General features: G+C 67.8%; 17 protein-coding genes. 10 read left to right on the top strand and 7 right to left on the bottom strand.

Translation table 11 applies throughout. The features are described from left to right. Window positions 1–126 precede the first annotated feature (126 nt). The 5 genes from AB7O82_RS11835 to AB7O82_RS11815 form a co-directional block, all read right to left on the bottom strand. Window positions 127–1,314, bottom strand: coding sequence for an NAD(P)/FAD-dependent oxidoreductase (locus AB7O82_RS11835; protein ID WP_428540933.1), 1,188 nt, complete (start codon window positions 1,312–1,314; stop codon window positions 127–129). 4 nt (window positions 1,315–1,318) lie between these two features. Further along, entirely contained in the window at window positions 1,319–2,620 is a 1,302-nt protein-coding gene (gene glnT / locus AB7O82_RS11830; RefSeq protein WP_428540936.1) for a type III glutamate--ammonia ligase, read from the bottom strand. Window positions 2,621–2,812: 192 nt separating this feature from the next. Beyond that, window positions 2,813–4,168: an FMN-binding glutamate synthase family protein gene (locus AB7O82_RS11825; protein ID WP_428540939.1), complete on the bottom strand. Its 1,356-nt coding sequence runs from the start codon at window positions 4,166–4,168 to the stop codon at window positions 2,813–2,815. Next, window positions 4,168–4,857 (bottom strand): protein glxC, encoded by a 690-nt coding sequence (locus AB7O82_RS11820; protein ID WP_428540942.1) that lies wholly within the window; start codon window positions 4,855–4,857, stop codon window positions 4,168–4,170. The genes AB7O82_RS11825 and AB7O82_RS11820 overlap by 1 nt, the downstream gene beginning before the upstream one ends. Further along, window positions 4,857–5,750, bottom strand: a complete 894-nt coding sequence (locus AB7O82_RS11815) for a glutamine amidotransferase (RefSeq protein ID WP_428540945.1) — start codon at window positions 5,748–5,750, stop codon at window positions 4,857–4,859. Before AB7O82_RS11815 ends, AB7O82_RS11820 begins: the two co-directional genes overlap by 1 nt. A 264-nt stretch (window positions 5,751–6,014) precedes the next feature. Between AB7O82_RS11815 and AB7O82_RS11810 the strand changes: the two genes are divergently transcribed. Both AB7O82_RS11810 and AB7O82_RS11805 read left to right on the top strand, forming a co-directional pair. Then, on the top strand, window positions 6,015–6,671 hold the full coding sequence (locus AB7O82_RS11810; RefSeq protein ID WP_428540948.1) for a helix-turn-helix domain-containing protein: 657 nt from the start codon (window positions 6,015–6,017) through the stop codon (window positions 6,669–6,671). A gap of 128 nt (window positions 6,672–6,799) precedes the next feature. Then, window positions 6,800–7,228: a hypothetical protein gene (locus AB7O82_RS11805; protein WP_428540951.1), complete on the top strand. Its 429-nt coding sequence runs from the start codon at window positions 6,800–6,802 to the stop codon at window positions 7,226–7,228. An 87-nt stretch (window positions 7,229–7,315) separates the two neighbouring features. Here the strand turns inward: AB7O82_RS11805 and AB7O82_RS11800 are convergent, their stop codons facing one another. After that, complete coding sequence (locus AB7O82_RS11800; RefSeq protein WP_428540954.1) at window positions 7,316–7,738, bottom strand: hypothetical protein; 423 nt, start codon at window positions 7,736–7,738, stop codon at window positions 7,316–7,318. A gap of 317 nt (window positions 7,739–8,055) precedes the next feature. On the opposite strand from AB7O82_RS11800, the gene AB7O82_RS11795 reads away from it, so the two are divergent. From AB7O82_RS11795 to AB7O82_RS11780, 4 genes are all read left to right on the top strand, one after another. Further along, window positions 8,056–9,045 (top strand): TAXI family TRAP transporter solute-binding subunit, encoded by a 990-nt coding sequence (locus tag AB7O82_RS11795; protein WP_428540957.1) that lies wholly within the window; start codon window positions 8,056–8,058, stop codon window positions 9,043–9,045. 12 nt (window positions 9,046–9,057) lie between these two features. Then, window positions 9,058–10,935: a TRAP transporter permease gene (locus AB7O82_RS11790; RefSeq protein WP_428540960.1), complete on the top strand. Its 1,878-nt coding sequence runs from the start codon at window positions 9,058–9,060 to the stop codon at window positions 10,933–10,935. A 249-nt stretch (window positions 10,936–11,184) separates the two neighbouring features. Beyond that, the gene (locus AB7O82_RS11785; RefSeq protein WP_428540963.1) at window positions 11,185–12,624 is read left to right on the top strand and encodes a YcjX family protein; all 1,440 of its coding nucleotides are present in this window, start codon (window positions 11,185–11,187) and stop codon (window positions 12,622–12,624) included. After that, window positions 12,621–13,547: a DUF697 domain-containing protein gene (locus tag AB7O82_RS11780; RefSeq protein WP_428619430.1), complete on the top strand. Its 927-nt coding sequence runs from the start codon at window positions 12,621–12,623 to the stop codon at window positions 13,545–13,547. Before AB7O82_RS11785 ends, AB7O82_RS11780 begins: the two co-directional genes overlap by 4 nt. A gap of 99 nt (window positions 13,548–13,646) precedes the next feature. Here the strand turns inward: AB7O82_RS11780 and AB7O82_RS11775 are convergent, their stop codons facing one another. Then, window positions 13,647–14,783, bottom strand: coding sequence for an SGNH/GDSL hydrolase family protein (locus tag AB7O82_RS11775; protein WP_428540969.1), 1,137 nt, complete (start codon window positions 14,781–14,783; stop codon window positions 13,647–13,649). Window positions 14,784–15,033: 250 nt separating this feature from the next. Between AB7O82_RS11775 and AB7O82_RS11770 the strand changes: the two genes are divergently transcribed. The 4 genes from AB7O82_RS11770 (at window position 15,034) to tldD (ending at window position 21,069) form a co-directional block, all read left to right on the top strand. Next, window positions 15,034–16,575, top strand: coding sequence for an AMP-binding protein (locus tag AB7O82_RS11770; RefSeq protein ID WP_428540972.1), 1,542 nt, complete (start codon window positions 15,034–15,036; stop codon window positions 16,573–16,575). Between the two features lie 431 nt (window positions 16,576–17,006). After that, entirely contained in the window at window positions 17,007–18,542 is a 1,536-nt protein-coding gene (locus AB7O82_RS11765) for a tetratricopeptide repeat protein (protein ID WP_428540975.1), read from the top strand. Between the two features lie 68 nt (window positions 18,543–18,610). Next, window positions 18,611–19,582, top strand: coding sequence for a zinc-binding dehydrogenase (locus tag AB7O82_RS11760; RefSeq protein WP_428540978.1), 972 nt, complete (start codon window positions 18,611–18,613; stop codon window positions 19,580–19,582). Between the two features lie 41 nt (window positions 19,583–19,623). Beyond that, the gene (gene tldD, locus AB7O82_RS11755; protein WP_428540981.1) at window positions 19,624–21,069 is read left to right on the top strand and encodes a metalloprotease TldD; all 1,446 of its coding nucleotides are present in this window, start codon (window positions 19,624–19,626) and stop codon (window positions 21,067–21,069) included. The last annotated feature ends 11 nt before the right edge of the window (window positions 21,070–21,080 follow it).

Genomic DNA, 21,080 nt, shown 5'->3' with positions numbered 1-21,080 from the left:
TTTTGAGTCAGGCGCGTCTACCAATTCCGCCACGGGGGCACGCTCTGGTGCGGCGCGAATAAAGCCGATGGGCCGGGGCAGGTCAACGCTCGCGGCGCCGCAGCGACGACGGCTTTGCCGCCGCGGTCAGGAGACGGCGCCAGTCCCGTAGGCGCCAACGAGCGGCTCGCCCTCTTCGTAGCGCGTGATGCGGTAGGGGCGGATCGGCAGGTCCGTCGGCTGGCCCAGCATCGACTGCGCCAGCATGCGGCCTATCATCGGCGACATCTTGAAGCCGTGGCCGGAGAAGCCGAAGGCAACGTGCAGCCCCTCCATTCCCGGAATCGGCCCGAGCACCGGGTTCCAGTCGGGCGTGGTGTCGTAGAGGCCCGACCACGAACGGGCCAGGCGGCCCTCGGCGAAGGCCGGCATGCGGGCCGCCGCCTGGGCCGCCTCGTCGATCATGGCGTCGTGGTCGGGCTCGAGATCGGCCATCTCGGGATCGTCGGTCAGCGTGCCCTCGTGGCCGCCGCCCACCAGCAGGTGGCCGCCCATCGGCCGCGTGTAGAGCTTGGCCGGCGAGGCGAGGTCCTTCATCACGGGCAATTCCTGGCCGTAGGGCTTGTCGGCCGCCAGGGTGAAGACGTGGTGCGCGGTGATGGTCAGCGGGATGTTTATACCCGCCCAACTGGCGACGATGCGGCTCCATACGTTCACCGCCGACAGCACCACGCCCGCTTCGATCGGCCCCTTGTCGGTCATCACGCCAGTGATCCGGCTGCCCTGACGCAGCAGGCCGGTGACCGGCGTGCTCGTGCGCACGGTGGCGCCGCGCCGACGGGCGTTGCGCAGGAAGGACGTGGTGACGAGGTACGGGTCGGCGACGCCCGCCTCGGCCTCGAAGCCGATCGCATCGATATCGTCCAGCGCGAGCCACGGATGGCGCTCGAGTGCCGACTTGCGGTCGAGCAGGCCGGCTTCGACGCCGAGCCCGCGCTGCATGGCGATGCTCGCCCGCACCGCGTCGGACGACGGGCCGGGCGGAGCCACGATCAGGTAGCCCGACAGCACCAGGCCCGGGTCGGCGTCGGGATCGCCGTCGCAGAGGTCGCGGAAGCGCTCGAACATGCCGAGGCTCGCACGCGCGATTGTGACGTTGGCCGGCACGCTGTAGTGGGTGCGCACGATGCCCGAGGAATGCGCGGTCATGCCGCCGGCGATCTCGCCACGCTCGATCAGCAGCGCCTTGCGGCAACCGAGCGCGGTCAGCTGGAACAAGGTCGAGGCGCCGATCACGCCGCCGCCGATCACGATCGCGTCGAAGGTCTCGCTCATGGTGTCAGCAATCGAGCGTGGTGCGGCGTTCCCACTCGGTCAGGTGGCGCGCGTAGTCGTTCCACTCAGCCGTCTTGAGCGCGATGTAGGAGGCGATGATCGGCGCGCCGAACGCCTCCTTCAGCACCGCGGACTTCTCCAGCGCGCGCAGCGCATCGAGCAGGTTGAGCGGCAGGGTTTTGGCGCCGCTGGCCTTGTGGCGCTCGGTGTACATGTTGATGTCGAGACGCTTGCCGGGATCGCGCGCGTTCCTGACGCCGTCGAGCCCGAGCGCGAGCAGCGCCGCCGGAAGCAGGTAGGGATTGGCGGCGCCGTCGGGCAGGCGCAGCTCGAAGCGGTCCGAATCGGGGATGCGGATCATGTGGGTGCGGTTGTTGCCGGCATAGGTCACGGTGTTGGGCGACCAGGTCGCGCCCGACGCCGTCACGGGAGCGTTGAGGCGCTTGTAGGAATTGACCGTCGGATTGGCGATGGCGCACATCGCCGGTGCCGAGTGCATGACGCCGCCGATGAAATGGTAGGCCGTCTTGGACAGGCCGAGCTCACCCGATTGATCGACGAACACGTTGTCGCCCGCCTTGTTCCACAGCGAGGCATGGACATGGCATCCGTTGCCGGTGAGACCGGCGAACGGCTTGGGCATGAAGGTAGCGCGGAGCCCATGCTTCTCGGCGATCGACTTCACCATGTACTTGAAAAAGACGTGGCGGTCGGCGGTCCGGAGCGCGGTGTCGTACTGCCAGTTCATCTCGAACTGGCCGTTGGCATCCTCGTGGTCGTTCTGGTAGGGCCGCCAGCCCAGCGCCACCATGGCATCGCAGATCTCGGCCACGACATCGTAGCGGCGCATCAGCGCCTGCTGGTCGTAGCACGGCTTGGCCTGCTGGTCGGCCGGGTCGGAAATCGCCGAGCCGTCGGGCGTGATCAGGAAATATTCGCACTCGACGCCGGTCCGGAGCTCGTAGCCTTCCGCGGCTGCCGACGCCGCGACACGCTTCAGGATCTGCCGCGGGTTCTGCTCGACCGGCTTGCCGGCCATGGACAGATCGCCGGTCACCCAGGCGACAGTGGGCTTCCAGGGCAGCTGGATCAGCGTGTCCATCTCGGGCACGACCAGCACGTCGGGATCGGCCGGCGTCATGTCGAACCAGGCGGCGAAACCCGCAAAGCCGGCGCCCGCCCGGGCGACGTCGTCCATCGCGCTCGCCGGCACCATCTTGGCCCGCGTCGTGCCGAACAGGTCGACGAAGGAGACCAGGAAGTAGCGGATATTGCGCTCGCGTGCGAGTTCGCCCCAGGTCGGCATTACCGATCCTCCCCCTCAGTCACGTCAACGCTCTCTCATTTCTCCTCCCCAGCTTCGCTGGGGAGGTGTCGCCGTCTTACGGCCACGGAGGGGGCATGGGCTCGAGACTCGTGGCTCATGACCCCTCCGTCCGCGATGACGCGGACACCTCCCCAGCGAAGCCGGGGAGGAGAATGAGAAGCGCCCCTGCTCTCACTCACGGCCCCGTCCCGGGATCCAGTCGGTGCCGACCAGCGGCACGCGCGCCATCGCCGCTGCTTCAACGGTAAGCGCCGCGAGATCCTCGGGCTCGAGATTGTGCAGGTGCGACTTGCCGCACGCGCGCGCGATCGCCTGCGCCTCGAGCGTAAGCACGGAGAGATAGTTCGCGAGCCTGCGCCCGGCCGCCACCGGATCGAGCCGCGCCGACAGGACCGGATCCTGCGTGGTGATGCCGGCCGGATCGCGGCCTTCGTGCCAGTCGTCGTAGGCGCCGGCGGTGGTGCCGAGCGCGCGGTATTCCTCCTCGAGGTGTGGATCGTTGTCGCCCAGCGCCACCAGCGCCGCCGTGCCGATCGACACGGCATCGGCGCCGAGCGCCAGCGCCTTGGCGACGTCGGCACCGCTTCGGATGCCGCCCGACACGATGAGCTGCACCTTGCGGTGCATGCCGAGCTCCTGCAGCGCCTGCACGGCGGGCGGGATGGCGGCGAGGGTAGGGATGCCGACATGCTCGATGAACACCTCCTGGGTCGCCGCCGTGCCGCCCTGCATGCCGTCGAGCACGACGGCATCGGCGCCTGCCTTCACCGCCAGCGCGGTGTCGTAGTAGGGCCGCGAGGCCCCGACCTTGATGTAGATCGGCTTCTGCCAGTCGGTGATCTCGCGCAATTCGCCGATCTTGATCTCGAGATCGTCGGGCCCGGTCCAGTCGGGATGGCGGCACGCCGAGCGCTGGTCGATACCCTCAGGCAGCACGCGCATCTCGGCGACCCGCCTGGAGATCTTCTGGCCCAGAAGCATGCCGCCGCCGCCCGGCTTGGCGCCTTGGCCGACCACGATCTCGATGGCGTCGGCACGGCGCAGATCGTCGGGGTTCATGCCGTAGCGCGACGGCAGCAGCTGGTAGACCAGCAGGTTCGAATGCTCGCGCTCCTCCGGTGTCATGCCGCCGTCGCCCGTAGTCGTCGAGGTGCCGACCGCCGAGGCGCCGCGCCCGAGCGCCTCCTTGGCGCGCGCCGACAGCGAGCCGAAGCTCATGCCGGCGATGGTGACGGGAATCTTCAGCGTGATCGGCTTCCTGGCATTGCGCGCGCCGATGGTCACATCGGTGGCGCATTTCTCGCGGTAGCCTTCGAGGGGATAGCGGCTGATCGAGGCGCCGAGGAACAGCAGATCGTCGAAATGCGGCAGCCGGCGCTTCGCGCCGGCACCCCTGATGTCGTAGATGCCGCTCGCCGCGGCACGGCGGATCTCGGCGATGGCGGCATCGTCGAAGGTCGCCGACTTGCGCGGCGGCGTGTGGATCCAGCGATCCCCGTTGGTCGAGCGATCGTCCGGCGGCGACATCAGTAGGACCCTGCGTGATCGATATGGAAGTGATAGAGCTGGCGCGCCGAACCGTAGCGGCGGAACTGGCCGACATCGGCCTCCCCGCCCAGCCCCGCCGCATCGAGCAGCCGGCGCAAATCGGCCTTGTGATGGTCCTTCATCGGCTTCTCGATGCAGTCGGCGCCGAGCCCATGCACCTTCCCGCGCACGAACAGGCGCGCCTCGTAGATCGAATCGCCCAGCGCCTCGCCAGCATCGCCCAGCACCACCAGGTTGCCGGCCTGCGCCATGAAGGCCGAGAGATGGCCGACCGCGCCCTTGACCACGATGTCGATGCCCTTCATCGAGATGCCGCAGCGCGCCGAGGCATCACCGTCGATGACCAGCAGTCCGCCGCAACCGGTGGCGCCCGCCGCCTGCGAGGCGTCGCCCTTCACCCAGACCTTGCCCGACATCATGTTCTCGGCGATACCCTGGCCGGCATTGCCGTTGACGATCACCGTCGCGTCCTTGTTCATGCCGGCACAGTAGTAGCCGACATGGCCGTCGATCTCGATCGTCACCGGCGCCTCCAGCCCGACCGCCACCGAATGCTGGCCGCGCGGGTTGCGCACCCGCCACTGCGTCTCGTTGGTGTCCTTGCCCAAGCGGTGGAGCGCCGCATTCAGCTCGCGCACCGAGCTTTTCACCAGATCGACCTCGGGCATCAATGCAGTTCCCAGCGGTAGACGCGCGCCGGAGCGGGCTCCCAGACCTGCGCGCCGTCGATGCCGGGCAAGTCGACCAGGGCGCGGTACTCGGTGCCGAAGGCGACCCAGCGCTCGGTCTCGGCCATCACCGCGGGCTTGCAGGCGATGGGATCGCGCAGCACGCCGAAGCCAGACTCCGTCCCGATGACGAAGGTGTAGAAGCCGTCGAGCGCGCCGAGCGAGGCTTCCATCGCCTGCTCGAGCGAGCGTCCGCCGCGCAGCTGCGCCGTGATGAAACCGGCCGCCACCTCCGAATCGTTCTCGGTCTGGAAGGACAGGCCCTCGCGGATAAGGTCGCGGCGCACTGCGTTGTGGTTGGATAGCGAGCCGTTGTGCACCAGGCACTGGTCGTCGCCGGTGGTGAAGGGATGGGCGCCGTCCGTCGTGACTGCCGACTCGGTCGCCATGCGGGTGTGACCGATGGCGTGGGTGCCGCTCATGCGGGCGAGCCCGAAGCGCCGCGACACTTCGTCGGGGCGCCCGACTTCCTTGAACAATTCCATGCGTCGGCCGGCGCCGACCAGGGCGACCGCGGGAAATTCGCGCAGCGCCTCGCGCACCGCGGCCTCGCGCTCGGCCGGCATCGCGACCACCAGGTGCGTATCGTGGCGGCGATGCACGACGGGCCCGCCGGCCGCCTCGCCCAGGCGCTGCAGCAGCGCGTCCGCATCGAGCGTGCGCGGGCCGCGCAGGGTCAGTTTAAGGGTGCCGGCGGCACCCTCGCCATAGACCGCGAAGCCCGTCGAATCGGGGCCGCGGTCGCTGAGCGGCGCCAGCATCCCCGCGAGCAGGGCGCCGAGATCGCCTTCGAGCCTCCGATCCTTGAGAAACAGTCCCGCAATGCCGCACATCGCCAACACTCCGCCGCAACGCCCGCGCAGTTTGCATCGCTGCGGGAACGTGTCAACCTGCAGGAACAAAACTTTCCTGCTAGTGAACAAGACATGTCCAGAAAACCGCGAACTCGGCATTCGCACATGAAGAAAAAGCCGTCATCCCGAGCGGAGCCGCCCGAAGGGCGGCGCAGTCGAGGGACCTTTCTTGCGGATCCTGCATCAAGAAAGGTCCCTCCACTGCGCCTCGCTGCGCATGGCTCCGGGCGGGATGACGGTGTCTTGTCAAACGCGGCTGCCGGGCGGCCTCAACAGGCGCGCCGCGCCCTCGATCTGCTGACCGGCTCGCTGGCGCCGACGGAGCTCCGGCTGCGCAGCGTGGAAGAGGAGATCGGCATCGCCGTACGCCGGCTGCGCAAGAGCCTCGACCTCACCGTCGCGGAGCTTTGCGCCGCCGCCGGCATCTCGGCCGGCATGCTGTCGAAGATCGAGAACGGCACGATCTCGCCGTCGCTGTCGACGCTGGGCGCGCTCGCCGGGGCGCTCAACGTCTCGATCGCCAGCCTGTTCGCCGAATCGGACGAGCGGCGCGACTGCTCCTTCGTCAAGGCAGGCCAGGGTCTGCGCATCGAGCGGCGCGGCACCAAGGCCGGCCATCGTTACGACCTGCTCGGCCATTCCCTGGCCGGCGAGATCGGCGTCGAGCCGTTCCTGATCACGCTGAAGCGCGATGCGCAGCCCTACACAAACTTCCGCCACGCCGGCGTCGAGTTCATCTACATGCTGTCGGGCACGGTGCGCTATCGCCACGCCGACCGCACCTACCTGCTCGAGCCCGGCGATGCCCTGTTCTTCGACGCCGCCGCCCGTCACGGCCCGGAGGAACTGATCGCCGCCCCGATGGAGTACCTGTCGATCATCATCTACCCGCGGCAGTAGTGCCGGCGGGCACGCGCTCCACGGCCGCCAGCGCATTGGTAGCCGTATCGCCATTTCGGTGCTGGTTCCGGCCGTGCGATTGAGTAGGCTGGGGTCATGGTCAGAGACGGGAGTGGCAGTCAGGGCCCATGAGAATCGCCGCATCCTTCTTTCTGTGTCTCTTCTTCCTGGTGTCCGGCGCCTCGGCGGCCGATCCGGTTCCGACGCCCAGGCCGATCTACTTCGCCACCGGTTCGAGCAAAGGCACGGTCGGCGGCCATGTCCTGCGCGGCGAGCGCGACCTCTACTCGGTCACTGCGGCGGCGGGACAGGCCATGACCGTCACGATCACGGCGCCCGAGGGCAATGCCGTCTTCCAGATCTACCAGCCGGGCACCACGATCGCGCGGGACAATGACGGCATCCTGGAGTTCAAGGGCAACGCCTTGCGCGGCGCCGGCGAGACCGACGATGCAACGCGATGGAGCGGCCGACTGCCACAACGCGGCACGTACCTCATCGTGATCGGCAGCACGCGGGGCAACGCCGGCTATACCATGGACGTCAAGATCGAGTGACGGCGCCGAGGTCGGGACCAGCGGGCGAATCGGCGCCATGCCGATGGCGCGGCCGTCGACCGGCCTGGTAAATCAAATGCGGATGACCTACGCAGAGCGAGACCGCCTGAGCGTCAGGGCAACCACCGTTCCGCCGAGGACCGAGGACACGAACATCAGCGCAAAGAGGCCGACCGCCGCCCACAGGGCGTAGGCAATGGCCCGGGCGCGCGCTTCGTCGACCAGGGCGATGAGCCGCGTCTCGAGCGCTTCTACCCTCCGGGCGACCTGCTCGAGTACGCGCGCGACATCCGGCGCCAGGGCGGCCGCGGGCTCGCGGACCGCCGACCTCGCGCCTGCACCCGCCGGAGGAGCCGCGCCATCGCGGGTGCCCGGCGCCGCTGGCGTCGACGCGGGCGGCGTTGCCTGCTGCGCCGACGCCGGCCATCCGATGATATCGAGTTCGGCAGCCGCCAACCCTGCACTCATGAACGCCAGGGCGAAGAACACCGACTTGAGGACTTTGGCCAAGATCGCCTCCACTGTTGATCAACAATGCGCTTCGTCTCGCGAGCGAACCGTTCTGCGGCGAAACGAGGATAGTCGGCGGCGTTTGCGGTTGCGAACACCAATCACGATCGGCGAAAGCGGGCTGGCCTGCCACCGCGGACCATTGCTGCTAGCGAACAAGGCCGGACGGCACCCGACCATCCCACTTCATTGACAGTGTCGCGGGTTGGCCGCTAGCTTTCCCGCGAAAACGCAAACAAGTCGCCCGTCGCCTCGGTGAGCCGAAGAGTCGGCCCGCGGACGCGACGCGAGAATGGCGGTTCTACAGGGAGGCAACGATGCCAATTGGAAAGGCGGGCGCCGGGCGCCTCGCGGGTGCGATCCTTTCTGCCGTTCTTGCCGCGGCCGGAGCGGCCACGGCCAGCGCCCAGCAGAAGACCGAGGTCGTGTTCTCGGCCGGCCCGACCGGCGGCAGCTGGACGCCGCTTGCGGCGTCGGTCTCGCAGGTCGTCAACACGCGGGTCCCCGATCTGAATGTTCAGGTCGAGCCGGGCGCGGCGCTGGTCAATATCGAGAAGATTCGCACCGACAAGGCGGATCTCGGCTGGTCTATGAGCACCGTCTGGGCCGACGCCCGCAGTGGCGTCGGGCAGTTCGCCGGCAAGCCGACCGACAAGGCGCTGTTCATCGCCAACTTTTATCCCAACGTGTGGCAGCTCGTGGTGCCGGCCAACAGCGACATCAAGAGCATCAAGGATCTCAAGGGCAAGCCGGTCGCCCTGCCGGCGCGCGGCAACACCAGCCTCGCGGCCGGCTGGGAGTACCTGCTCAAGGTCAACGGCATGACGCTGAACGATCTCGGCCCCAAGAGCTACGGGCCGGTCTCGTCGAACGCCGAAGCGGTCAAGAATCGCCAGGCTATGGCGGCCGGCTGGTTCACGGTGGTTCCTGCCTCGTTCGTCCTCGATCTCGGCTCGGCCATGCAGCTGCGCATGATCGGGGTCAGCGATGCCGAGTTCGACGCCCTGAAGAAGATAAACGCCGGCTTCGTGCGCTACACGGTGCCTGCCGAGACGTACAAGGAGCAGGGCGTCGGCGCCGCCGTCGCCACCTTCCAGTCGCCGACCATCCTCGTGGCCTCCTCGCGCACTTCGCCCGAGGTCGTCTACAAGATCACCAAGGCGATCATCGAGGGACGCGGCGAATTCGCCAACATCGTCAAGTCGATGAAGGGCATCAGCGCGGCGGAGATGGCGCAGAACTTCGATATTCCCTATCACCCGGGCGCCGAGAAGTATTATCGCGAAGCCGGTCTCCTGAAAAAGTAGCGGGCGCGGCCAGTGCGCAAGCTCGCAGGCTATGCCGGCCTCGTGGTCGCCATCGTTGCGGTCGCGATGTCCGTCTATCACGTCTATGCGCGCCTGACGGTCTACGCACCCGACCAGCACGCGCTGCTGTTCATCACGCTCGGCTTCAGCCTGGTGCTGTCGTTCCTGCTGTGGCCCAGGCGCAAGGACGCGACGCCCGATCGCATCCCGTGGTCCGATCTCGGCCTCGCCGCCCTGTCGCTGGTTTGCGTCGGCTACATGTTCGTGAACTACGACTACATCGTGAACCGCTTCCCGACCGCCCATCCGCTGACCACCATGGACATGCTGGTCGGCGGCGTCGGCATGCTGTTGGTCCTCGAGGCGACGCGGCGCACGATCGGCGCCTCGCTGCCGATCGTGGCGATCGTGTTCCTGGTCTACGCCCTGGCCGGCCAGTGGCTGTTCGGCTTCCTCCACCATCGCGGCCTCTCCGTCGAGATCACGATCGACCAGAGCTGGTACACGACCGAGGGCGTGTTCGGGGTGCCGCTGCAGGTCGCCGGAACCTACGTCATCCTGTTCATCATCTTCGGCACCTTCCTCGAGCGCTCGGGGGCCGGTCAGTTCTTCATGAACTTCGCCAACGCCATCGCCGGCGGAGCGCGCGGCGGGCCCGGCAAGGTCGCGGTGGTGTCGTCCAGCCTGTTCGGCACCATTTCGGGCTCGGCGGTCGCCAACGTCATGGTCGACGGCTGGCTCACCATCCCGATGATGAAGAAGACCGGCTTCAAGCCGGAGGCGGCGGCGGCGATCGAGGCCGTGGCGTCGACCGGCGGCCAGATCATGCCGCCGATCATGGGTGCCGCGGCCTTCGTCATGGCCGAGTTCCTGGGCGCCAGCTACACCCAAGTCATGATCGCCGCGGCGATCCCGGCGCTATTCTATTACGGCGCGCTGTTCGCGGCGATCCATTTCAATGCCGTGCGCTCGGGCCTCAAGGGGCTGCCGCGTGAGGAATTGCCGATCCTGCGCCAGATCATGGTCAGGCAGGCCCATCTCTTCCTGCCGGTGATCGTGCTGCTGGCACTGCTGCTCATGGGCTTCACGCCGACATACGGCGCGATCGTCGCGACCGGTGCGCTCGTGGTGATCTCGTGGCTGCGGCCATCCACCGGCATGGGACCTCGCGCCTGCCTCGAATCGCTGCGCGACGGCGCGATCCACACCGTGCCGGTCGCCATGGCCTGCGCCTCCGCCGGCATCGTGATCGGCATCGTGTTGCAGACCGGGCTGGCCCTGCGCTTCACTGCATTCCTGATCGACTTTACCTACGGCTACCTGCTGCTCGCCCTCCTGATCACCATGATAGCGGGCGTCATTCTCGGCATGGGCATGCCGACGACGCCGGCCTACATCATGCAGGCCGCGCTGCTCGTGCCGGCGATCATCAAGCTCGGTGTCGAGCCGATGGCGGCCCACATGTTCGCCTTCTACTTCTCGTGCCTGTCGGCGGTGACGCCGCCGGTGGCGCTGGCGGTCTATGCCGCCGCCTCGATCGGCGGCGCGAGCTTGTGGGGATCGGGCGTGCAGGCGGTCAAGTTCGCCGCCGCGGGCTTCATCGTGCCGTTCTTCTTCGTGTTCAATCCCTCGCTGCTGTTCGAGGGGTCCTGGGACGAGATCCTGCGCGCGGTGATCACCGGCTCGATCGGCGTGGTCGCCCTGGCGGCGGCGCTGGAAGCCTATTTCCTGCGCCCGGCTTCGTGGCTCGAGCGGGCGCTGTTCCTGGCGGCAGCGCTGCTGCTGCTCGATCCGGCTGCGTTGACCGACTTGATCGGGCTCGGCGTTTTGGGCGCCGCCCTGCTCAGCCAGAAGCTGCGCCCGCTAGGGCAACCCCGACCTGCGGAGTGATTCGTGGACCGTGCCCAGCTCTTCACTCTCACTCTCATTGCCGCCGTGGTGCTGGCCGGCACGGTCGCCTATGGCGTGCTTCGCCTTTATGCCGCCTGAGGCGGCCGGCCTGTCGCACGCCATTCGACGGACGGCCTGAGCAAGCGCCCCCGGCGACGGGCGAGTCGCCAAGGACCCCGCGTGCGATCCCTGCCGGGTCTGCAATACTGCGGCCTCGATCGCAGGAGTGCGCAGGTGAAGGCTCGATGAATGGTTAGCGTCTGGCGCCACTTTCTCAACGGTGCGACCGCCGCGGCGGATACGGCACGCGACCTGGCGAACGTGGACACGCTGAAGGTGGGTATCACCGGGTTGAGCGGAGCAGGGAAGACGGTGTTCCTGGTTTCCCTGATCTCGAACCTGCTTGCGATGGTTCGCAGCCAGAACGCGGTCGATTCCCTTCCCGCATTTCGCAAGCCTCTGACCGACGAGAGCGGGCAGCTTCGTCTCCTGGACGTGACGATCGAGTCCGCCGGACCATCACGAATTCCACGCTTCGCCTTCGAAGCGTACCGCGCCACCCTGGCGCAGCCGGAAAGGCCGGACTGGCCGGTCGGCACGGACAAGCCCGCCCAGATCGTCCTTCGTCTCACCTTGCAGGCGCGCAGCACGTTGGGTCGATGGAAAGACACCTTCCTCGGCCCGCGCGTCGTGCGGCTGGAGCTCTTCGACTATCCGGGCGAATGGCTGCTCGACCTCCCGCTGCTCGAGCAGTCCTTCGAGGAATGGTCGACCGAGACCTTGCGCCTCATGAACGAGGCCCCGCGTGCGGCGCTCAGCCAGGCATTCCGCGCCTTCCTCGGCGCGCTTTCGCCCGGCGCTCCGGCCGACGACAGGACGGCAGAGCATGGCTTCGAGCTCTACCGCGAAGCGCTGCGGCGCTGCCGCCGCGAGGCCGAGCTGCGCTGGCTCCAGCCTGGACGCTTCCTGACGCCGGGGCCGTGGGGCGATGTGCCCCTGCATCATTTCTTTCCCTGGACCGGCTCGCCGGGCGCGCTTTCCGGCACGCTCGCCGGGCAGCTTCACCAGCGCTTCGAGGCCTACAAGCGGGAGATCCGCGAGAATTTCTTCGAGCCGTATTTCAGCGCCTTCGATCGCCAGGTCGTCCTGGTCGACGTGCTGGGCGCCCTGTTCGCCGGACGCTCGGCCTTCGACGATACGAGCCGGGCCCTGGGCCGCATCGGCGCGAGCTACGCCAGGCACCTGTCGGGAGGCTGGCTTTTCGGGCGCAAGATCCAGCACGCGGCCTTCGTGGCGACCAAGGCCGACTATGTCGACGACCTCCAGCGTCCGCACTTGCAGGGCATGCTCGAGAGGATGGTCGAGGCCGCGCCCGGCGCCCACGGCAGCGCGGTCGGCCGCAGCTTCCACTTCGTCTCCTCGATCCGTTGCACGTCGGACGCCAACGCCCCGGGGAAGGACGGCGTCGTGACGCGTGTGGTGATGGGCACGAAGCTCGGCGAGGAGCATCAGCGGGCATTCTACCCGGGGATCGTCCCGGCGGGCGACGTACCGTCCGTGTTCTGGACCAAGCCGTACTTCGTGTTGCCGAAGCTGCGTCCGCCGGTCCTCCAGCCTGGCGATGCTCATCCGGTCGACCATATCAATCTCGACAGCCTGCTTGTCGACCTGATTGGGGACGCCCTATGAACCAGCGCCGCGGTTTCCTCGACGATCCCGAACCGGATGTCGCGCCGGCAGCACCGCCGCCGCCGCCTCCTCCGGAGCGCGGATGGCTGGCCGGTGTGGAGGGCGCCCCAGGACCGGTTCGCCACGCCGCCGCGCGCGCCCTGCCGGTGCGGGCGAGGCGAGAGCGACGTCAACCGCTTGCGATCGCGGCTGGCGCCCTGGTCCTGCTGATCGGCGGCGTGGCGATGCTCGAGCTGGCGAACTTTGCCGGCGCGCAGTTCGACAGGTCGCAGTTGCTGGGTTGGCTGACGATCGCCCTGATCGGCCCGCCGGCCGCCGCCCTTGCATGGTCCGTCGTTCGCGAATGGCGCGGCTATGCCAGCCTGCGAGCGGTCGAGCGGATTCGCGAAGGCCTGCAGAGCGACGACCTCGAGGTCGCGCACCGGCACGCCCGCACATGGTTGCGGGCGATCGCCGCGTCGGACGATCTGGCGAGAAGCGTGGAAACAGCGCCCGATCCCGCGACGTTGCGGGCACTGCTCCGCGCGGGACCGTTGGCCAGGCTCGATCAGGAAGCCGCCCAGGCGGGCCGGTCGGCGGCGCTGCAAATCCTGGCGGCGACCGCCGTCAGCCCGTGGCCCGGCCTGGATGGCGTCCTGGTCGTCTGGCGCGGGCTTCGATTGATTCGGCGCATTGCCGAGCTGTACGGCATGCGACCGGGAACGCTCGGGACCCTGCGCCTGTGGCGACGAGTAGCACTGGATGCCGGCTCGGTCGCCGCAGCCGACGTCGTCGTCGCCACGATGACCGATGCCTTGTTCAGCTCGCCACTGGGCGGCGCCCTCGCCGGCCAGGCCTCCGGCTCGGCAATCGCCGCGCAGCGCATGCTGCGGCTGTCGGTTGCCGTGGCCCGCAGCTGCCGCCCGATCGACGAGGAGACGTAATTCGCCGAAGCCACCGAATGACATGCGCTTCTGGACCGCGGGGGTCGTCACGTCCGCTCATGAAGATATGAGTGGGCCGCCGTCCAGAAGAGCATGAGCTCAGTCGAACAGCGACAGATCGATCAGATCGCCCATGCGGTTGTAGCCGAGGTCACTGGGATGCAGATGATCGCCGTTGTCGTAGATCGGCAGCATGCGAGGCCAGTGGTCGGGATCGCGCAGGCCCTTGTCGAAATCGATCACGGCGTGAAACGCACCGCTGTTCCGGATCCAGTCGTTGACGGCGTTGCGCTTCGCCTCGCCCTCCGGCGTGTAGGCGCCACGCAGGAAGGTCTCGTTCTCGAACGGTGTCAGGGTGCCGCCGAAGATCCTGATGCCGCGATCGCGGGCGCGCAGCGCCATCTGGCCAAGGCCGGCGATCATCTCCTCCGCGGTCACGGCCTCTTCGGCGAGGCCGCGCCGGTTGCGGATGTCGTTGATGCCGAGCACCACGATCGCGTGGGTGACGCCAGGTTGGGCGAGCACGTCGCGGTCGAAGCGCTTGACGCCGCAGTCGCCGCGAATGTCGTGCAGGATGCGGTTGCCGCCCAGTCCCTGGTTCATCACGCCGAACATCCGCCCGCCGCGCGCGACCAGGCGGCGGGCCAGCTGGTCGGGCCAGCGACAGAACTGGTCGTAGCTGGAGATGTTGCCGTCGGTGAGCGAATCGCCCAGCGCGACGATGCCCCCGACCTCGCTGCCGGCCAGCACGTCGATGCCGCAGAGGAAGTACCAGTCGTCGATCACGCGACTGGCATGCATGACCTCGTGGCCGGTGAAGTCGCCGGGCGGCGAGAGGTAGGCGAGTTGGCGCGAATAGCGCCCGGTCACGCCGAAGCTCGCCGGCAGATCGTTCGGGATGTAGAGGCTGACCGCCAGGTCGTCGAGTGGTGCCACGGCGAGCGACACCGGATCGCTGATGACAAAGGCACCGGCCGGAATCTTCGCCGTGGCCGAGCCGTTGAAGGTGACGATCCGATCGGTGGCCGGGTCGATCGCCGGCCCGGGCGCACGGCGGGCGACATGAGTCGAGGTGATGACGAGGTCTGCCGAACCCGCCGCATTGGACAGGCGGAGTCGGATTGTGTCACCGCCGATGCTGACGCGCGGGAACATGCGAATGGTGGGACTTGCGAGCGCCACGCCGTCCGCCGGCGCCGGAGTCGCGGTCCAGGTTCCAACCCAATGCGATGCCATGTCATTCCCTCATGGTGGGCGCGGGAGAGACGCAACCGTTCTCCACGGCAAAGTATGCAGCGAACCGATCTCGACAGGAAACAGCCCTCGCTTGCGGCCCCTTGAGCTGGCCTGTGAAAGGTAAAGTGCCTCGCATCGCCTCTTCGTGATTCCATCAGGGAACCGGCCCTCCCTCGAGGACCCGCGGGGTCCGAAGCGCGGAACCCGAGCCGCTTGCCGGAGCGCGGCCCCTTCGGTCATATGCGCGTCAATGCATCCTTACATCCACGCCCGAACCACCCCCGACAAGCCTGCCTACATCATGGCCGGGAGCGGCGAGACGGTGACCTATCGCCAGCTCGATGAGCAGTCCAATCGCATCGCGCAGCTGTTCCGGTCGCTCGGCTTGAAGCCCGGCGATCACATCGCGATCTTCCTGGAGAACAACGCGCGCTTCTTCGAGATCTGCTGGGGTGCGCAGCGATCGGGCCTTATCTACACGGCCATCAGCTCGCGCCTGACGGCGGGCGAGGTCGCCTACATCATCGAGGATTGCGGCGCCCGGCTCTTCATCACCTCGAAGTACCTCGCGGAGCGCGCTGCCGAGCTGGTGCCGATGCTCGATGGCGTGCCCAACCGCTACATGATCGATGGCACCAGTCCCGGCTACGACTCGTGGGAGACGGCGATTGCCCGCCATCCGGCGACACCGATCGCCGACCAGATCGCCGGCCACGACATGCTGTACTCGTCGGGAACGACGGGGCGGCCCAAGGGTGTTCTGCCGGTGGTCGAGCCTCAGGCGATCGACTTCGACAGCCCGCTGTCGGCGATCACGCGCAAGCTCTACGGCATGGACGAGAATACCGTCTACCTGTCGCCGGCGCCGCTCTATCATGCGGCGCCGCTGCGCTTCAACATGAGCGTCATGCGGCTCGGCGGAACGTCGGTGATCATGGAGCATTTCGATGCTGAGGAATTCCTGCGGCTGGTCGGCAAGCACAGGATCACGCACACGCAAGTGGTGCCGACCATGTTCGTGCGCTTCCTCAAGCTGCCCGATGATGTGCGGCGACGCTACGACATGTCGTCCCTGCGCTGCGCCATCCATGCCGCCGCGCCATGTCCGATCCCGACCAAGGAGCAGATGATCGATTGGTGGGGGCCGATCGTGTGGGAATACTACGGCGGCACCGAGGGCAACGGCCTCACCATGTGCAGTGCGGCCGAATGGATGGCGCACAAGGGCACCGTCGGCCGCGCCATCATCGGCCAGCTGAAGATCTGCGACGAGGATGGCAACGAGCTGCCGAAGGGCGAGCCTGGCACGGTGTACTTCGCCGAGGGACGGCCGTTCGAGTATCACAACGATCCGGTGAAGACGGCCGAATCGCGCAACGCCAAAGGCTGGACCACGCTGGGCGACGTGGGCTACGTCGATGACGACGGCTTCCTGCACCTGACCGACCGCAAGGCGTTCATGATCATCTCGGGCGGCGTCAACATCTACCCGCAGGAATGCGAGAACTTGCTGATCAACCATCCCAAGGTGATCGATTGCGCGGTGTTCGGCGTGCCCAATCCGGACTTCGGCGAGGAGGTGAAGGCCGTCGTGCAGCCGCGCGACATGGCAGAGGCCGGCCCGGCGCTGGCCGAGGAGCTGATGGCCTACTGCCGCGAGCATCTCTCCGCCGTCAAGTGCCCGCGCAGCATCGACTTCGAGGCAGAATTGCCGCGCCATCCCACCGGCAAGCTCTACAAGCGCCTGCTGCGCGACCGCTACTGGCAGGGACATTCGTCCAAGATCGTCTGATCGATCGGACCGCTACTGCTTCGAAAGAGTCAGAAAGAACTGCTTCCCTCTGCTGATGGTGAACGTGCCCTGAAGCTTTCCGTCCCTGTGTTGAAGCTTCGCCGTGGAGCTCCCGCCAGTGTACAGCTCGATACCATTGCCAGAAACGGAACAAGATCGTGCCGCTGCCGGGGCGGCTGCGTTGCCCGCATAGTCCCATGTGCATTTTCCGTCAGCGCTGATCGTCATCACGCGGTCCGGGCCACCGCGGTCTCCAACCGTGTACTGTTCCAGGGTTCCCCGCCATGTTCCCACGGCCCAGCCAGGGGGCTGAGCCGCAGCGTCACCTGCGATCGATAGCGGCGGCAAGCCCCCGATGGCTGCAACGACATCGTTCGGCATGTCATCGTGCTCCCTTCCTGCTAGAATACGTTTCGGGATAGCCCGGACCAATGACCCCCATCGAATCGGCCGATGCACTCTTTCTCGCGGGCGACCTCGACGCGGCGGCAGGCGCCTATCGCCGGCTGGTGGCCGCCGACCATCGTAATCAAGCGGCCTGGCGGGGCCTCGGCGCTGCGCGGTTGCGGGCGCGCGCGTTCGGCGAGGCCAGCGACGCGCTGGACCGCGCCGTGCACCTGCAACCCAACGACGGCGAGGCATGGATGCTGCGGGCCGAGGCCCTGTTCAAGCTGGGAGACGTCGAGCCGGCGATCGGCGCCTATCGCCGGGCGGCGGAAGACGTCACGCTGCGAGCAGCCGCGGAAGAGAACATCGCCATCATGATTCCAGGCAGCGCTCTGGCGGGAAACGCCGGCGTGCTGGCGGCGCGCCGCATCTTCGGCCGGCGACTGCACGCCGGTGTTGGCCCGGTCGAACGCCCGCCGCGCCCGCCGTCTGCGGGAAAGCTGCGCATCGGCTACGTCTCGGCGTTCTTCGACAGCGCAAACTGGATGAAGCCGGTCTACGGCGTCATCAACCGCCACGATCGTGAGCGTTTCGAGGTGCACCTGGTATCGCTGGGCGGGGATCCCTCGGAGCAGGCGGGCTATCGGGACCATGACCTCGACGTGATCTGGCAGGTCGGCTCTCTCGACGACGGACGGATCGCCGCCCTGCTCGCCGCGGCCGGCATCGACGTACTCGTCGACCTCAACTCGTACAGCGCGCCGAGATGGTTGCCCTTGTTCCTGCGGCGCCCGGCGCCAGTGCAGATCGGCTGGTTCAACAGCTTCGCGACCTACGGCTTCGATTGCTTCGACGGCATCGTCGGCGACGACGTGGTGATCCCGATGGCGGAGGAAGCCTACTTCGCCGAACGCGTGCTGCGCGTCCGCGGCACTTACCTCGCGTTCGAGGTCCTCTACGCTGTGCCGGATGTCGCGCCGCCTCCGTGCTGCCGCAACGATGGCACACTCACGTTCGGTGCGCTGACGTCGTCTTACAAGCTGAACGACACGACTCTCGGGGTGTGGGCCCGGGTCCTGCGATCGGCTCCCGGCGCGCGCATGCTGATCCGCGCTTCCACGCTGTCGGAGCCCTCCAACCGCGATCACCTGCTTGCCCGTTTCGCCGCGCTCGGCATCGCGCGCGAGCGCCTCGACATCGAAGGTGGCGCCACCCATTTCGAGTTCCTGCGGAGTTACGATCGCATCGACATCGCGCTCGACATGTTTCCCTACAGCGGTGGCACGACGACGAGCGAGGCCTTGTGGCAGGGCGTTCCCGTGCTGACCTGTGCTGGCGACCGCTGGGTGGCACGCACCAGCGAATCGCTCCTGCGCGCCGCCGGCCTCGACGCCTGGGTCGCCGCCGATCAGGAAGACCTGGTCGCCAAAGCGAGCGCGCTGGCACGGGATCCGGCCACGCACGCGACGCTCGCAGTTCTGCGCGCCGACATGCGCGCCCGGCTCGCGGCCTCCGCGGCCTGCGACACGGCAGGCCTGTGCCGCGCCCTGGAGCAGATCTATCGCCAAGCCGTGGGCTGACCAAACGCCATAGTGTCTAGCTCCGCTGCCTGCTAATTGTGACTCCCTACTAGAGGGAGAGAACCGCCATGAAAGCAGCAGTGGTCACAGAGAACGGCGTCGAGGTCCGCGAGGCACCCAAGCCCGTGCCCAAGCCGCACGAGATCTTGATCAAGGTGCGGGCGGCGTCGCTCAATCGCGCCGATCTCGCGGTCGCCGCCGGCAATCGGCACGGCACGGTTGGCGGGCCGGGGACCATCGTTGGCCTGGAATGCGCCGGCGAGGTCGAGGCGGTCGGCGCCGACGTGCGCGACTTCAAGCCAGGCGACCGTGCCATGAGCTCGGCGGCGGGCGGCTTCGCCGAGTATGCGGTGACCGATGCCGGCCGCGCCCACAAGATTCCCGCCAACAACATGACCTACGAGCAGGCCGCCTGCATGCCGGTCGCGGTGCAGACCATGCATAACGCGCTGGTCGGCGCCGGTCGGCTGAAGAAGGGCGAGTCAGTGCTGATCCAGGGCGCCAGCTCGGGCGTCGGTCTCCTGGGCATGCAGATCGCCAAGCATATGGGCGCGTCCATCGTCATGGGCACCTCGACCAACGACGGCCGGCGCGCCCGGCTCGGCGAGTTCGGCTGCGATCTCGCCCTCGACACGCGCGATCCGAAATGGCCCGACAAGGTCAAGGAGGCGACCGGCGGCAAGGGCGTCGACCTGATTGTCGATCAGGTGTCGGGCGGCGTCGCCAACCAGAACATGGACGCCTGTGCGATCCTCGGTCGCATCGTCAATGTCGGCCGGCTGGGCGGCATGAAGGGCGAGTTCAACTTCGACCTGCATGCGCTGAAGCGCATCGATTACATCGGCGTCACCTTCCGCACCCGCTCGCCCGAGGAGGTGCGCGCCATCGTCAAGGCGGCACGCGCCGACCTGTGGCCGGCGATCGAGGCGGGCAAGCTGTCGCTGCCGATCGACCGCACCTTCCCCCTGGCCGAGGCCGCCGCAGCGCTTGCGCACATGAAGGCCAATGCCCATTTTGGCAAGATCGTCCTCGTCGTCTGACACGACCTCTTTCCAGGAAACCCCGTTCCCAGGAACCTCTCATGAGCCAGTCGATCAACCACCTCGCCACTGCCGACAAGCTGTTCTTCGGCAAGGGCGGCCTCGACAGGAAACGTACAGACAAGCTGGTCGACGAGGCGCTGGCCGGCTGCGACGACGGTGAGCTGTTCCTCGAGTACGTGCAGAGCGAGGGCCTGTCGTTCGACGATGGCAAGCTGAAGAGCGCCTCGTTCGACACCACGCAAGGCTTCGGCCTGCGCAGCGTCGCCGGCGAGGCGACCGGCTTTGCCCACGCCTCGGCGCTCGACGAGCAGGCACTGAAGCGCGCCGTCGCCACTGTGAAGTCGGTGCGCACCGGCCACAGCGGCGTGCTCGCCGAGCAGCCGCGCGGCACCAATCGGCTGCTCTATGCCGACGACAACCCGATCGACGGCGAGGCGTTCGCCCGCAAGGTCGAGCTGCTGCAGAAGATCGACGCCTATGTGCGCGACAAGGAGCCCAAGGCGCGCCAGGTCTCGATCTCCCTCGCCGCCTCCTGGCAGGTGGTCGAGATCGTGCGTGCCGGCGGCTGGCGGGCGGCCGACGTGCGGCCGCTGGTGCGACTCAACGTCAGTGTCGTCTGTGCCGACGGCAGCCGCATGGAATCGGGCGGCACCGGCAGCGGCCGGCGCGCCGCCTATGGCGAGATCTTCGCGCCCGAGTACTGGCAGCGCGAGGCCGACGAGGCGATCCGCCAGGCGCTGGTCAACCTGCAATCGGTGGCGGCGCCGGCCGGCGAGATGCCGGTAGTGCTGGGGCCGGGCTGGTCGGGCGTGCTGTGGCACGAGGCGGTCGGCCATGGGCTGGAGGGCGACTTCCATCGCAAGAAGACTTCGGTGTTCACCAGGCTGATGGGCGAGCGCATCGCTTCGCCCGGCGTCACCGTGGTCGACGACGGCACGCTGCAGGACCGCCGCGGCTCGCTCACAATCGACGACGAGGGCACCCCGACCCAGCGCACCGTGCTGATCGAGGACGGCCGCCTGGTCGGCCTGATGCAGGATCGCCAGAACGCCCGCCTGATGGGCGTCGCGCCGACCGGCAACGGCCGCCGCCAGAGCCACGCCCACGCGCCGATGCCGCGCATGACCAACACCATCATGCTGGGTGGGGACAAGGACCCGCAGGAGATCATCGGCACGGTGAAGAAGGGGCTCTATTGCGCCAATTTCGGCGGCGGCCAGGTCGACATCGTGTCGGGCAAGTTCGTGTTCACCGTCACCGAAGGCTACCTGATCGAGGACGGCAAGCTCGGCGCCCCGGTCAAGGGCGCCACCCTGATTGGCGCCGGCTCGGAGGCGCTGACCAGGGTCGGCATGATCGGCAACGACATGTCGCTCGATCCCGGCATCGGCACCTGCGGCAAGGACGGCCAGGGCGTCCCGGTCGGCGTCGGCCAGCCGACGCTGCGCATCGATGCACTGACGGTGGGCGGCACCGCGACGTGACGTCGTCGGCC

This window comes from Reyranella sp., assembly GCF_050185545.1.
GTDB lineage: Bacteria > Pseudomonadota > Alphaproteobacteria > Reyranellales > Reyranellaceae > Reyranella.
The sequence above is the reverse complement of the archived record's forward strand: the minus strand, read 5'-3'. Positions and strand labels throughout refer to the sequence as shown.